Genomic DNA, 14,068 nt, shown 5'->3' on the forward strand with positions numbered 1-14,068 from the left:
AGGACGGCAGGCTCTGCTAGGCCTTCAATGAGCCGAGCAAACCTTGCAAAAAGCGCTCGCCCGCGTCCATCTGACTGATCTCGATAAACTCGTCGGGTTTGTGCGCCTGCTCGATGGAACCCGGCCCGCACACCACCACCGGCACGTCCAGGCGCTGCTTGAACAGGCCACCTTCGGTGCCGAACGACACTTTGGCGGTGCCGGTACCCGGCGCGGCGAATTGCTTGAGAAAGCGCACCGCTTCGACACTGGGGTGGGTGTCGAGGCCGGGGTAGACGTTGATGGTTTCGATCTCGATGGCCGCCGCGCTGGACAGCTTCTGCGCCTCGCGCACGATCACCTCGGCACGCTCGCGCATCTGGTCCAGGAACTGATCCAGATCGTCCGCCGGCAGGTTGCGCACTTCGAAATCCAGGCTGCACAGGTTAGGCACGATGTTCAGCGCCTTGCCGCCGACTATCTGCCCGACATGCACGGTGCTGTAGGGCACGTCGTAGTCGGAGTCCTGGGCGCCACGCGTCTGCAATTGCTGCTGGCTCTCACGCAGGGCGGCGATAAAGTCGCAGGCCACATGGATCGCGTTGACCGAACGCGGCGCCAACGACGAATGCGCTTCCTGGCCACGGCAGTAGGTGCGGTAGGACCCCTTGCCCTTGTGGCCGAGTACGAACTGCATGTTGGTCGGCTCGCCGATCACGCACAAAAACGGGCGCACCGGCGCCAGGTGCAAAACATCGAGCAGGCGCCGTACGCCGACGCAACCGATCTCCTCGTCATGGGACAGGGCCAATTGCAGCGGGCGGTTCAAGGTGTGGTCGGCGGCATCGAGCAGGGCGTCGATGGCCAGGGCGATGAAGCCCTTCATGTCGCAGCTGCCACGCCCGTAGATGCGCCCGTCCTGCACAGTGGCGGCGAAGGCGGGGAAGGTCCACGCCTGCCCCGCCGCCGGCACCACGTCGGTGTGCCCGGACAGCAACACGCCGGGCTGTTGCTTGGGCCCGGTGCTGGCGAACAGGTTGGCCTTCTTGCCGCTCTGGTCCTTGACGATCAAGGATTCGATGCCCTTGGTCAGCAACAGGTCGCGCACGTAGTCGATCAGGGCCAGGTTCGATTCCGACGACACCGTGTCGAAGGCCATCAGCTGTTTGAGAATCTCAAGAACACGCGGTTTCATCAGGCCTGGCTCCGTTGCTCGGCAGGTGGGGCGAACCGGGTTATAGAGAACGGCTCGATCGGGGTACTGGTGCTGCCGGTGGCGAGCAGCTCGGCCATCACATCGCCGACGCCCGGGCCGAGCTGGAAGCCGTGGCCGCAAAAGCCGAAGGCATAGAACAAGCCGTCGACGGTGCCGCTGGGGCCCATCACCGGCAGCGAATCCGGCAGGTAGCCTTCGATGCCGCTCCACACGCGGATGATGTTCAGGTTGCCGACGCCCGGCAGCAGTCGACGCATCTGGCTGACCTGGTTGAGGATGCTGCGCGGCTCCACGTAGGCGCGGCGGTTGAGCATGTCCGGCTTGCTGCGGTAACCGCCACCGATGACGATATTGCCCCGCGGAATCTGGCGGAAGTAGATCACTTCCTCGGGGATTTTGGTGTACACGCCGATCACCGTCGGCAGCGCGTAGGGCACAGGCTCAGTCACTGCCATCTGCGGGCCGTGGGTGTCGAGCGGCACCGGCTCGCCGAACTGCGCCGAAAGCTTCTGGCCCCAGGCGCCGGCGGTGATCAACAGTTGTGCGGCCTGGAACTGGCGGCCGTCGGTGCTGGTGACGTGGAAGTCGGCACCGACCTTCTGCACCTCGGCGACTTCGGTGCGCTCTTCGATCTGCGCCCCCAGGCGCCGTGCGGCGCGGGCAAACGCCGGTGCGGCCAGACGCGGGTTGGCGTGGCCATCGTGGGGCGCATAGGAACCGCCCTTGACGTCCGGGCCGAGGAAGCCGAAGCGCCGATGCAGTTCGGCGCCGCGATAAATCTTCAGGTCCAGTTGCTCCGCTTCCGGCGCGGCCGCATAGGCCTCCAGCTCGGCGATTTCATCTTCGCGGTAACACACGCGCATATGCCCACTGGGGATGAACTCGAGGTCATCCTCGATCAGTTCCGGCAGGCGCTTCCACAGCGCCCAGGAGCGGTTGGCCAAGGCCAACTGGCCGAGGAAGCGCCCCTGCCGACGCACATTGCCGAAGTTCACCCCGCTGGCGTACTGACCGATCTGGTCGCGCTCGAGCAGGATCACCGACTGGCCGCGACGGCGCAGAAAAAACGCCGCCGCCGAGCCCATCACACCACCGCCAACAATCACCACATCGGCTTTTTGCACCTTCATGACGACACCTCCTCGGTGATCAGCATCGACAAGGGTTTGACCGGTGCCTGACCGCGCTGGCGACCGACTTCCTGCACCGGTACCCCGGCCTCGGCGGCAATCACTTCGGCCCCGGCCTGTGAACAATAACGCCCCTGGCAACGGCCCATGCCCACGCGGCTGAATGCCTTGGCGCGATTGACTTCACAGGCGCCCTTCTCGTTCACGGTGCGCCGCAGTTCGCCGGCGCTGATCATCTCGCAGCGGCACACGATGGCGCTGTCGGGCAACGCCTTGGCCTGCGCGCTGGGCCAGGGAAACGCCTGGGCCAGGCCGAGGCGAAACTGGTCCATCACGGCCAGGGCTTGCTTTTGTTCGTCACGCAGCCCGCTGTCGACCGGTTGCTGCAGGTCGTCCAGCAGCGCCAGCGCCACCAGGCGCCCGGCATGCTCGGCGGCATCCGCACCGCGAATTTTCGCGCCGTCACCCGCCGCATACACCCCCTTCACCGAGGTGCGCCCGGCCTCGTCCGTGGCCAGCCACCATTGGCTGGAGGCTTGGTCAAAGGCCATGGCACAGCCGGCCAGGTCGCCCAATTGCGTCTCCGGGCGCAGGTGATACCCCAGCGCGACGGCATCGGCCTGCACCGTGACGGTCTGCCCGTTGCCCGCGATGAAGCGCACGCCCCCCACGCCATTGGCGGCATCACCCATGACTTGCAGCGGCTTGATCCCCAGGTGCACCGCCACCTTGGCGCGGTGCAGCTGCGCCAGCAGCTTGACCCCGGTAAACAGGACGGCCGGCCGCGCCAGCAGTTTCGGCAAGGCCTTGAGACGCAGGCTCAGGGGTGAGGTGTCGAGCACCGCCGCCACCTCGGCACCGGCTTTGACGTATTGGCTGGCCACCAGGTACAGCAACGGCCCGCTGCCCATGAACACCAAGCGATGACCGATGGACACGGCCTGGTTTTTCAAGGCGATCTGCGCCCCGCCCAGGCTGTAAGTGCCCGCCAGTTGCCAGCCCTCGACGGGCATCAAGCGGTCGGTGGCGCCGGTGCACAGGATCAGCGCGTCGTAATCCACGGTGCAGTGGCGGCCTTGGCTCACGCAGCACAATTGCCCGGCCGTGAGGTTCCACACCAAGGTGTCGGGCCGGTAGTCGATGGCGTCGCGCAGGCGGTCGAAACTCTGGTGCAGGGCCTGGGCCTTGGCGGCTTCGCTGCCGTACAGCGTGGTGTAGTCGCGGGTAAAACCGTCTGGCTGACGGCGGTAGATCTGCCCGCCGTCGCGACGGTTTTCATCGATCAGGATCGGCTTGATTCCGGCCGCCACCAGGGTTTCGGCGCAGCGCACGCCGGCCGGTCCAGCGCCCACAATAACTACCCGTGCAGTGGCCATGTCGCCTCCGGTTGTGTGGTAACGATGTCCAGCCCATCACGGACTTCATTGGAGCAGGCGCGCAGGCGCTCGCCGCTGCGGGTCCATACCCAGCAGTCCTGGCACGCACCCATCAGGCAGAAACCGGCGCGGCGCCCGCTGTCGAATTCCGATTGGCGCAACGCGTTGCCCTGGGTCAGCAGCGCGACCATCAGGGTATCGCCCTGCAGGGCCTGGATGGGTGCGCCATCCACCGTCAGGCTGACCGTCGGCCGGCCCTGTTCGGCCAGCCTCACAAAACGCCCTTTCATGCATAGGCTCCCAAAGTGAGGGTAGTGACGCCCTGCTGGGTATTCAGCAACTGGGCGCTGTCGTGGTGGCAGAGGACTTCACTGCCGTTGTCCAGGGTGCGACGCTTCGGTGCGGTGCGATTGCACAGGCCATCGACGCGCACCGGGCAGCGATTGAGAAAGGTGCACAGTTCCGGCACGTTGGCCCGCTCGCCTATCGCCGGCAGCGTTTCGCACCTTGTGCCGCAGGTTTCCAGCCAGCCCTGGCGCAACTCGGGCACCGAGTGGATCAGCAGGTCGGTGTAGGGGTGGAACGGCGGTTCGGCAAACGACTGGCGGCTGCCGGCCTGCACTTTGTGGCCGCTGTACATCACCACAATGTCATCGCACAGCGCACGCACGGTGGAGATGTCATGGCTGATAAACAGATAGGACACGCCCAGTTGCTGGCGCAGGTCGCGCAGCAGTTCGAGGATTGCCGCGCCGACCACGGTGTCGAGGGCCGAGGTCACTTCATCGCACAGGATCAAGTCGGGCTTGGCCGCCAGCGCCCGTGCCAGGTTGACCCGCTGCTTTTGCCCGCCGGACAGTTCATTCGGGCGGCGTTCGGCCATGTCGCGCGGCAGGCGTACCAGGTCCAGCAACTCATCGATGCGCGCCTTCAACGCGGCGCCCTTGAGGCCGAAATACATCTTCAGCGGGCGGCTGAGGATGGTCGCCACGCTGTGCATGGGGTTGAGGGCGGTGTCGGCGTTCTGGAACACCATCTGGATCCGGCGAAATTGTTCCGGGGTGCGCTCCGACAGGCTGCCACCCAGGGCCTGGCCGTCGAACGTGAGACCGCCAAGGGCCGGGGTCAACAGCCCCGCCACCACGCGTGCCAGGGTCGACTTGCCGGAGCCCGACTCGCCGATCACCCCAATCGCCTGGCCACGGCGCACCGTGAGGTCGATGTTTTCCAGCACCCGGATCGACGGCATGCCGTGCATGTTTTTGTTGCCGTAACCGGCGGTGAGGCCGGTGATGGTCAGCAGCGGCACCTCTTCGGCAATCCCGCAGGGCGGGCGAATGGTGGTGTCCGGCCGTGCGGCCGCCAGCAGGCTGCGGGTGTATTCGTGGGCCGGAGCCTTGAGCAGCGGTGCCGTGGCGCTGTGCTCGAGAACCTGCCCGCCGTTGAGCACCACGATCTGGTCGGCCATTTGCGCGACCACCGCCAGGTCATGGGAGACGTACACGGCCGTGGCGCCGCGCTCGCGTACCACGCGCTTGAAGGCGCGCAGCACGTCGATCTGGGTGGTCACGTCCAACGCCGTGGTCGGCTCGTCGAGCACCACCAGCAGCGGGTCGCTGATCAGCGCCATCGCCGCCATCACCCGTTGCAGTTGCCCACCGGACACCTGGTGCGGGTAACGTCGCGCGATGCGTTCCGGGTCCGGCAGGGCCAGGTCGCGGAACAGCCCGATAGCCTTGGCATGCAATTCGGCGCGGGTGCCCAGGCCATGGATCAGGGCACCCTCCACCACCTGGTCGATCAGTCGTTTGGCCGGGTTGAACGCCGCAGCCGCGCTTTGCGCGATATAAGACACGCGGTTGCCACGCAGGCCTTGCAGGTGTTTTTCGCTCAAGGCGAGCATGTCGTGCTCACCCACCTGCACCACACCGCCGGACAACCGACAGCCACGCCGTGCGTACCCCAGTAATGCCAGGGCGATGGTGGTCTTGCCCGAGCCGGACTCACCGATCAGCGCCAGCACTTCACCTTTTTCCAGGGAAAAGCTCACGCCTTTGACGATTTCTACCTCGCCGTGCTCGCCACAGGCGACCACGCGCAGGTCTTCGACGCGAATCAATTCGGTCATTTCAATGGCCTCCCGTGCGTCGACTACGTCGGGACGACATATAGTCGATCAGCAGATTCACACCGATGGTCAGCGTGCCGATGGCCAGCGCCGGAATGATGATAGCCAGCGCGCCCTGGTTGAGGCCGCCGATGTTTTCCCGCACCAGCGAGCCGAGGTCGGCGTCCGGCGGTTGCACGCCAAGGCCGAGAAAACTCATGCCGCTGAGCAACAAGACGATGTAGCCGAAACGCAGGCCCAGGTCGGTCAATACCGGGTTGAGCATGTTCGGCAGGATCTCCATGCACGCCACGTACAACCGGCGTTCGCCACGGGTACGCGCGACCTGCACGTATTCCAGGGCCTCGATGTTGACCGCCATGCTGCGGGCAACGCGGAACGAGCCAGGGATGTAGCTGATCACGGCGGTGCAGATCAGCAGGGTCACCGATGAACCAAAGGCCGAGACCATGATCAGCGCGAGCATTTTGCTCGGGATCGAGATGAACGCGTCCATGATGCGGCTGATGATTTCGTCCAGCCACTTGGGCGAGACCACCGACAGCAGCGCACACCCGGTGCCGAAGAAGCTGGCCAGCAACGCCGCTACCAGCGCCAGGCCGACGGTGAACCGCGCACCGACCAGCACGCGGCTGAGCATGTCGCGGCCCAGGTAATCGGTGCCGAACGGGTGCGCAAGGCTGAAGCCTTCGAAGATGTTGTCGGACACCACTTCACCCACCGGGTGGGGGGCCAGCCAGGGGCCGAGCAGCGCCACCAGCAGCCAGGCGACGCAGACCGCGCCCCCCAACAGCCCCAGCCAGGACGGGCCGCTGGACACCTTGGCCAGGGCCAGGGCGGAAGACACAGGCTTGGACTTCGCAATGAGGTTGTTCATTGGTTTCTCAGCCTCGGGTTGGAGAGGATCGCGCACAGGTCGGCAAGCAGCACCAGGCCCAGGTAAGCCGCGCAGAACAACATGGTGCACGCCTGCACCAAGGCCATGTCACGGTTGGTCACGGCATCGACCATCAAGCTGGCGATGCCGGGGTAGTTGAAGATGGTTTCGACGATCACCACCCCGCCCAGCAGGTACGACAGGCTCAGGGCGATGGCGTTGGCGATCGGCCCGATCGCATTGGGCAAGGCGTGGCGCAGCACAATGCGGATCGGGCTCACGCCTTTGAGGCGGGCCATTTCCACATAGGGGCTGTCGAGTTGATCGATCACCGCCGCGCGGGTCATGCGCGCCATTTGCGCGACGATCACGCAGCACAGCGTCATCACCGGCAAGGCGTAGGTGCGCATGAATTGCAGCGGTGAGGTGATGTCACTGGCGTACGACAGCGCCGACAGCCAACCAAGGTTGACCGCGAAAATCAGCACGGCCAGGGTCGCCACCAGAAACTCCGGCACGGCGACCATCGCCAAGGTGACAAAGCTCAGGCAACTGTCGATACGCCCGCCCCGGCCCATCGCCGAGCCGATGCCGAGTACCAGCGCCACCGGCACCGAGACCAGCGCCGTAGCGCCCGCCAGCATCAGGGTATTGGGCACCCGGCCGGCCATCAGTTCACCCACCGGCATGGCGTTGGAGACCGACACGCCCATGTCGCCGGTGAGCAGGCTCATCAACCAGTGCAGGTAACGCAGCACACCGGGTTGGTCCAACCCCAGTTTCAGGCGCAGTGCCGCCACCTGTTCAGGGGTCGCGAACTGGCCGAGGGATTGTTGCGCCGCATCCCCCGGCAGCACGGCCGTGATCGCGAACACGACCATGGACACGATCAACAAGGTCACGACACCGGCGCCGAGGCGCCGGCCGATCAACCACAGTGTATTGCTATTCATCGCACTGCCCTCCTCACGCGTCCAACCACACCTGCTCGGCGAACATGTAGCCCATGAAACCGCCCAGCGGGTTGCTGCCATAGCCCTTGATGCGCTGGTCTACACCGTCGATGTTGCTGATGAACACCGGCACGCCGATCCCGCAATGGTCGTGGACCAGGGTCTGCATGTCGCCATACATCTTGGCGCGCTTGGCGTCGTCGGTTTCGCCACGGGCCAGCATCAGCAGTTGGTCGAACTGGTCGTTCTGCCAGCCGGACTCGTTCCAGGGCGCCTTGGACTGGAAGAACTGCGAGAACATCACGTCGGCATTCGGCCGTGGGTTGATGTTGCCGAAGCTCAACGGGTGCTTCATCCAGTGGTTGGACCAGTAGCCGTCGCTGGGCAGGCGGTTCACGTCGAGCTTGAGCCCGGCCTGTTTCGCCGATTGCTGCAGCAGCACGGCGATGTCCACCGAACCGGTGGCGGCCGGCGAGGCCATGACGGGCATGGTGATGCTTTCCATGCCGGCCTTCTTCAGCAGGAACTTGGCTTTTTCCGGGTCGTAGACCGTCTGCGGCAAGTCGGTGTTGAAGTAGCGCGAACCCGGTGCAATCGGGTGATCGTTACCGACCACGGCAAAGCCACGGAACACCGCGGACTTGACCTGCTCACGGTCCAGCAACAGTTTCATCGCCTGGGTGAACTCAGGGCTTTTGCCGGGCAGTTGGTCCTGACGGATGATCAAGTCAGTGTAGTTGCCCGACGGCGCATCCACGACCCGGTGTTTGGCGCTGGCGGCGATGCGCGTAGTGGAGCGTGGGTTGACCTCGTTGATCATGTGCACGTCGCCCGACAGCAGCGCGTTGACTCGCGAGGGCTCGTCGGCGATGGCGATGAATTCGATTTCGTCGAGGTACGGCAGGCCCGGTTTCCAGTAATTCTTGTTGCGCACCGCAATCGAACGCACGCCTGGCTTGAACTCGCCCACGGTGAACGGTCCGGTGCCGATGCCTTTACCGAAATCGGTGGTGCCTTCGGGCACGATCAGCAGGTGCGACACCGCCAGGATCGACGGCAGCTCGGCGTTGGGCGCGCTGAGGCGAATCTGTACTTCGTTCGGACCGCTGGCCTTGATCTCGGCGAACTGCTCCATCAGCGGCATGACTTTGGAGCCGGTGAGCGGGTCTTTGTGGCGGTTCAGCGAGAACACCACGTCGGCGGCGGTCAGGGCCTTGCCGTTGTGAAAGGTCACGTCTTTGCGCAGGGTGATGGTCCAGACGGTGGCGTCGGTATTGTCGATGCGCTCGGCCAGCTCCAGTTGCGGCACCAGGTGCTTATCGAAGCGGGTCAGGCCGTTGTAGAACATGTAGTGGCGGGCGTAGTCGGTGGACAGCGCGCCCTTGGCCGGGTCGAGGGTGTCGGCGGTGGAGCTGGACATGCCCGCCACGCGGATCTTGCCGCCTGGCTTGCCTTTGCCCTCGGCGGCCGCTTCATCGGCGAACAGCTTGCCGGCGGCGCCAAACAGGCTGCCCGCCCCGGCCGCTGCCACACCGGCCACCCCGAGCATTTGCAGGGCGTTACGGCGCGACATGCCACGGTTGAGGCTTTCGAACACCCGCAGGCTGTCATGGCCGGAGATGAGCTCGGGTGTATTTTTGTTGTCAGTCATATCAAGGCTACCTGTCGATAATCGGAAGAATCGAGTGCTCACGGATGTCCGGAGCGTCCTGGAAACACAAACGACGGTGACGCAACAACGGCAACTCAGTGCAAATAATCCTGGAACCGGTAATACGCCCCCACGAACGGCAGGAACCAGGGTTTGCCGAAATGCCCGGGGATCGCCGGCCATTCCAGTTCGCGCCAAGGGTTGGCCGCCGCATTGCCCGCCATGACCTCAGCCATCACCTGGCCCATGTGCACCGACATCTGCACACCATGGCCGCTGTAGCCCATGGAGTGGAACACGCCGCCATGCTGGCCGGCGCGTGGCAGGCGGTCGGACGTCATGTCCACCAGGCCGCCCCAGCAGTAGTCGATCTTCACGTGCGCCAACTGCGGGAACATGTTCAGCATCGCCGCCTGCAGCACCTTGCCGCTCTTGGCGTCGGAGACGCTGTCGGACATGGCAAACCGGGCACGCCCGCCAAACAGCAGGCGGTTGTCCGGGGTCAGGCGAAAGTAGTTGCCGATCATACGGCTGGTCACATAAGCCCGGTGCCGGGGCAGCAACTGGTCGATCAGCGCTTGGGGCAAGACTTCGGTGGCGATGACGAAACTGCCCACCGGCACAATCCGGCGGCGGTACCAGCCCAGGTCGCCATGCTGGCAAGCGCCGGTCGCCAGCAGGACTTGCCCGGCGTGCAGTGAGCCCTTGACGGTGTTGACCTGATAGCCACCGGCCTGGGCCTTCCAGTCCTTGACGGCGGTGTGCTCGTAAATCATCGCGCCACGCCGCGCCGCCGCTTCGGCCAAACCGACCCCAAAACGGCCGACGTGCATCTGCACGCCGTTGCGTTGCAGCAAGCCGCCATGGAACTGCGCCGAATTGACTTCCGCATGGGTCTGTTCGGCGCTGAGCAACTCGACATCGGCATCCACCTCCTGGCGAATCAGCTCGCAGGTGCGGGCCAGGCCTTCGTAATGCATCGGCTTGGCCGCCAGCTTGAGCTTGCCGTTGCGCACCAAGTCACAGGCAATCCCTTCCTGCTCGACCAGCGAAACCACGCTCTGCACCGCGCTTTCATAGGCTTGGTAATAGGCACGCGCCTTGGCGGCACCGAGGCTGGCATGCAGCCCGGCATAGTCCTGGGCCACCCCGGTGTTGCACTGCCCACCGTTACGCCCCGAGGCTTCACCGATCACACGGCCGGCGTCGAGCACCACCACACTCGCGCCTTTACGCGCCAACGCCCGCGCCGCCGCCAGGCCGGTGAACCCACCGCCGACCACAGCCACATCGACCTGCTTGGGCAAGCCGCCCAGCTGGGCACCGGTAAAGGCCGGTGCGGTGTCGAGCCAATAGGATTCACTGCCCATGTCTTACCCTCAAGGTGCGCGTTTACAGACCGACCAACGCCGGCAACCCACCGATATCGGTGATCTGCTGGTAACCGTAGAAGGCATTGGCCGGGACTTCATGGCCACGGGCAACGAATGCCTTGTGCTTGATCTTCATGTCATGGGCCGACATCAGGTCATAACGGAAGCTGGACGACACATGCAAGATGTCTTCCGGGCCGCAGCCGAGGTTGTCGAGCATGAACTCAAAGGCCGCCAGGCGCGGTTTGTAGGCTTGGGCCTGTTCGGCGGTGAACACCTTATGGAACGGCGCGCCGAGCTTGTCGACGTTAGACATGATCTGACTGTCCATGGCATTGGAGAAGATCACCAGGGGAATCTTGTCGGCAATCTTCGACAGACCGGCCGGCACGTCCGCATGAGGGCCCCAGGTCGGTACGGCGTCGTAATACAGCTGGCCTTCTTGGCGATAATCGATACCCCAGCGCTTGCAGGTACGGGCCAGGGCGGTCTTGAGGATTTCGTCATACGGACGCCAGTCACCCATCACTTGGTCGAGGCGATAGGCTGAGAAGTCCTTGACGAACTGGTCCATCTGCTCGGGCTTGATGCGATCGGCGAACAGCTCGCGGGTCATGGTGCCCATATGGAAGTTGGTCAGCGTACCGTAGCAGTCGAACGTAATGAATTTGGGACGAAGAAAGCTCATTGAGTGCGGTCCTGAAGTCAGTTGAGTGTGGCAAGCGTTCGCTGCCCTGGCGGCGCGTCGGCCTCGTTGCAGCACAGGTTCATTACACCACTGTGAAATCAGCATATGCCGTCTAAAAAGACCTGTGCTCAATACAAACCACCGTTTTGGTGGCTGGGCTCAGCAGACTTTGCGGTGCGCGCCAGGCTTGGGCAGGGCCTTTGTTTGTGCGCTTTTAGGGGGCTTTTGGGGGGACTTTGTGGGGTGAGGGCTTAAGGACGGGGGGTTGGGGCGGCAGAAAGTGTGGCCGGGGGGATTGGGTGTATATCCGTTATTTAGGTTAGGGCCACCTAGGGTTCCGCTCTTACAGCGGCTCACTTTTGGAAAGGCCCAAAAGTAAGCAAAAAGCCTTCGCCCCAACACTCGGCACCTCGCCTAGGCTCGGTGTGCCCTCACTCCGGCTTGAATCCGTGGGCCGCCGCCACGGATTCAAGCCTGCGTTCGGCCAGCGTGTTTGACGGGGCGCCCCAGATCAAGATCAAAAGCAAGAGCACGGCGGCCTGGTAGCCGACCTGAGTGCGGCGTTTTTCAAGGTAGTTGTCGTGTCTCCCGTCTTGCTAGGCGACCTTCACGACAACTGTCAGCTCCCTTTCGGGGTTGAGGTGCACCGTCCCGATAGGGTCCCAGTTGCGTGTCTCGCCTGACCACCTTTCAGGCCTTTTTTCTCTCGCTTGCCCATAGATTGCCGCCCTCCGGGCCAGGATTTCCCGGTCTTTTCCCTCGTGGCGCTGGGCGGGTGTCACGAAGCGGATTCGGCTATGACGATGCTCGGTGTTGTACCAGGCCATAAAATTCCTGACCCAGATACGCGCGTCATCCAGGCTGCCAAATCCATCCTGCGGCCACTGCGGGCAGTACTTCAGCGTTCTAAACAGCGACTCCGAGTAAGGATTATCGTTGCTTACCCGGGGTCTTCCTCTCGATGGCGTGATACCCAGGTCGTACATCTTGGTCAGTAACGTCACCGATTTCATAGGTGCGCCATTGTCCGAATGAAGCACCAGCGGCTGACGCCAGCACTTCTCTCTAGTGACACTTCGTTGCAATAGGACAGCGGCTTTTTCACCGTTTTCTGCTTCGTAAACTTCCCAGCCCACAGCCTTTCGGCTGTAGATATCCTCGATCAAATACAGGTAGTAAAACTTCCCTCGAACCGGCGACGGCAGGTACGTGATATCCCAAGACCACACCTGATTGGCGGCTGTCGCCGCGTAGGTGGTGGGTGCTTCATGGCGATGCGGGCGTTTGGCGCGGGAACGATGATGCTGCTGATCTGCCGCATGCAGCACTCGGTAAAAGGTTGCCTCCGATGCCATGTAACGTCCTTCGTCAGCTAGTCGTGGCACGATCTGGCTCGGTGGCAGATGTGCGTAGGCCTTGCTGTTGCACAAGGCCAGGATGGCTTGGCGCTCAACATCACTCAGAGCATTATTCGGCACTGGCCTCACCGTCGTGGTGCGCCCATCTGCCAACAACGCTTCGGGCAGGATCCAGCGTTGTAGCGTGCGTAGCGAAATACCGACTTCTAGACACGCAGGCGCCCTGCGGGCGCCCGCCGTGATGGCTTCGGTGAGCCAGTCGACGAGAAGATGCCGTTCTGGCAACAAGGTCAATTGTCCTCGTCGTCGTTCCCCCAGTAGGCATTGAGCTTTTTTCGCAGCACCAGCAATGCGACTGTTTCAGCCAGCGCTGCATCCTTTCGGCGCAGCTCACGCTCCAGCTCCCGAATCCGGTTCTTATCCTCCTTGGTCTCACCAGCGATTCCTTTTTTCAGCGCTGAGTGATTAGTGCTGTTGGCAATGAAAGCTTTGCGCCAGCCGTCAATTTGCGCAGGGAAAATACCGTTGCGACGGCAATACTCACTCAGCTCCAGCTCCGACAAAGCTGATGATTCGATGACTGCCATGAGCTTGGATTCGGCAGACCAACTTTCAGGCGACTGCTTGTTTTCGGACAACTGAGAACCTCTGGCAGCAGCTTGCTTACGCCAATAATGAAGAGACATGTCGCTACAACCTTCACGGCGCGCGACCTCCGACGCTGAAAGGCTCAGCGGCGGAAGCATCATTTTCAACAGTGCAGCTTTGCGTTCTTCTGAATAGAAAGGCATGACCTTACTCTTGCCGCCCCCGGAATACTTTTAAAAAGCGGAGGACACGACAACTACCCTGACACCGGGGGCGCGTTTGCCTTTGCTCTACACCACTCAAGCCGGCTGTCAGGCCGCTGTGCTTTTGCTTTTGATCTTAGGCGCCCCGTTAAACACGCTGGCCGGAATTCGACAGGGATTTGGGGGGTAAACCGGCAGGGATGCCGGTTTAGCCGCCACGCGCCATGGATGGCGCGTGGCGGCGGCCCCCCAAATACCTGTCGGATTACGGGCACACCGAGCCTAAGCGAGGTGCCGAGTGTTGGGGCAAGAGCCTTTTGGTTACTTTTGGGCTCCTTTCAAAAGTGACCCGCTGTAAGAGCGGAACCCATACCAGCCGCGACCCAAATAACGGATCTACACTCACCCCCCTCATAGCATTTACTACCGCCGCCCCACAAAAATTAAGTAGTACCTGTGGCCCCACAACCCACAGCCCAAGGAATCTACCGAATATCCCCACCCCCCTTGCCAGCCCCCAACCCAGGTGGGATACAAGCACCCTGACG

The 14,068-nt window shown here is 63.1% G+C and carries 11 protein-coding genes; all 11 read right to left on the reverse strand.

Annotation, left to right across the window (positions count from 1 at the left end):
- Positions 1–16 precede the first annotated feature (16 nt).
- Entirely contained in the window at positions 17–1,174 is a 1,158-nt protein-coding gene (argE, locus tag ACI512_RS24560) for an acetylornithine deacetylase (RefSeq protein ID WP_015884832.1), read from the reverse strand.
- Positions 1,174–2,325 carry an FAD-binding oxidoreductase gene (locus ACI512_RS24565; RefSeq protein WP_236383412.1) on the reverse strand — a complete coding sequence of 384 codons (1,152 nt, stop codon included), beginning with the start codon at positions 2,323–2,325 and terminating at the stop codon, positions 1,174–1,176. Before ACI512_RS24565 ends, argE begins: the two co-directional genes overlap by 1 nt.
- A complete protein-coding gene (locus ACI512_RS24570) occupies positions 2,322–3,701 on the reverse strand; it encodes an FAD-dependent oxidoreductase (RefSeq protein ID WP_405121397.1) in 1,380 nt (459 codons plus the stop codon). Before ACI512_RS24570 ends, ACI512_RS24565 begins: the two co-directional genes overlap by 4 nt.
- Positions 3,683–3,991, reverse strand: a complete 309-nt coding sequence (locus ACI512_RS24575; protein ID WP_015884835.1) for a (2Fe-2S)-binding protein — start codon at positions 3,989–3,991, stop codon at positions 3,683–3,685. Before ACI512_RS24575 ends, ACI512_RS24570 begins: the two co-directional genes overlap by 19 nt.
- Entirely contained in the window at positions 3,988–5,829 is a 1,842-nt protein-coding gene (locus ACI512_RS24580) for an ABC transporter ATP-binding protein (RefSeq protein ID WP_236383408.1), read from the reverse strand. Before ACI512_RS24580 ends, ACI512_RS24575 begins: the two co-directional genes overlap by 4 nt.
- A 1-nt stretch (position 5,830) precedes the next feature.
- Positions 5,831–6,706 carry an ABC transporter permease gene (locus tag ACI512_RS24585; RefSeq protein ID WP_015884837.1) on the reverse strand — a complete coding sequence of 292 codons (876 nt, stop codon included), beginning with the start codon at positions 6,704–6,706 and terminating at the stop codon, positions 5,831–5,833.
- A complete protein-coding gene (locus ACI512_RS24590; protein ID WP_046036804.1) occupies positions 6,703–7,659 on the reverse strand; it encodes an ABC transporter permease in 957 nt (318 codons plus the stop codon). The genes ACI512_RS24585 and ACI512_RS24590 overlap by 4 nt, the downstream gene beginning before the upstream one ends.
- A 13-nt stretch (positions 7,660–7,672) precedes the next feature.
- Positions 7,673–9,310, reverse strand: coding sequence for an ABC transporter substrate-binding protein (locus tag ACI512_RS24595; RefSeq protein WP_015884839.1), 1,638 nt, complete (start codon positions 9,308–9,310; stop codon positions 7,673–7,675).
- A 95-nt stretch (positions 9,311–9,405) separates the two neighbouring features.
- The gene (locus tag ACI512_RS24600) at positions 9,406–10,680 is read right to left on the reverse strand and encodes an FAD-binding oxidoreductase (RefSeq protein ID WP_046036803.1); all 1,275 of its coding nucleotides are present in this window, start codon (positions 10,678–10,680) and stop codon (positions 9,406–9,408) included.
- Positions 10,681–10,702: 22 nt separating this feature from the next.
- Positions 10,703–11,371: a haloacid dehalogenase type II gene (locus ACI512_RS24605; RefSeq protein ID WP_236383890.1), complete on the reverse strand. Its 669-nt coding sequence runs from the start codon at positions 11,369–11,371 to the stop codon at positions 10,703–10,705.
- A 596-nt stretch (positions 11,372–11,967) separates the two neighbouring features.
- Positions 11,968–13,520, reverse strand: a protein-coding gene (locus ACI512_RS24610; RefSeq protein WP_183143922.1) for an IS3 family transposase whose coding sequence is annotated in 2 segments (ribosomal slippage) — positions 11,968–13,058 and positions 13,058–13,520 — 1,554 coding nt in all. Because the reading frame shifts where the segments join, the coding sequence is not laid out codon by codon here.
- Between the last annotated feature and the right edge of the window lie 548 nt (positions 13,521–14,068).

This window comes from Pseudomonas petroselini (assembly GCF_045037875.1).
Lineage (GTDB): Bacteria > Pseudomonadota > Gammaproteobacteria > Pseudomonadales > Pseudomonadaceae > Aquipseudomonas > Aquipseudomonas petroselini.

Coding starts and splice junctions, on each gene's coding strand:
- argE (WP_015884832.1), bottom strand. CDS start 1,174: ATGAAACCGCGTGTTCTTGAGATTCTCAAACAGCTGATGGCCTTCGAC.
- ACI512_RS24565 (WP_236383412.1), bottom strand. CDS start 2,325: ATGAAGGTGCAAAAAGCCGATGTGGTGATTGTTGGCGGTGGTGTGATG.
- ACI512_RS24570 (WP_405121397.1), bottom strand. CDS start 3,701: ATGGCCACTGCACGGGTAGTTATTGTGGGCGCTGGACCGGCCGGCGTG.
- ACI512_RS24575 (WP_015884835.1), bottom strand. CDS start 3,991: ATGAAAGGGCGTTTTGTGAGGCTGGCCGAACAGGGCCGGCCGACGGTC.
- ACI512_RS24580 (WP_236383408.1), bottom strand. CDS start 5,829: ATGACCGAATTGATTCGCGTCGAAGACCTGCGCGTGGTCGCCTGTGGC.
- ACI512_RS24585 (WP_015884837.1), bottom strand. CDS start 6,706: ATGAACAACCTCATTGCGAAGTCCAAGCCTGTGTCTTCCGCCCTGGCC.
- ACI512_RS24590 (WP_046036804.1), bottom strand. CDS start 7,659: ATGAATAGCAATACACTGTGGTTGATCGGCCGGCGCCTCGGCGCCGGT.
- ACI512_RS24595 (WP_015884839.1), bottom strand. CDS start 9,310: ATGACTGACAACAAAAATACACCCGAGCTCATCTCCGGCCATGACAGC.
- ACI512_RS24600 (WP_046036803.1), bottom strand. CDS start 10,680: ATGGGCAGTGAATCCTATTGGCTCGACACCGCACCGGCCTTTACCGGT.
- ACI512_RS24605 (WP_236383890.1), bottom strand. CDS start 11,371: ATGAGCTTTCTTCGTCCCAAATTCATTACGTTCGACTGCTACGGTACG.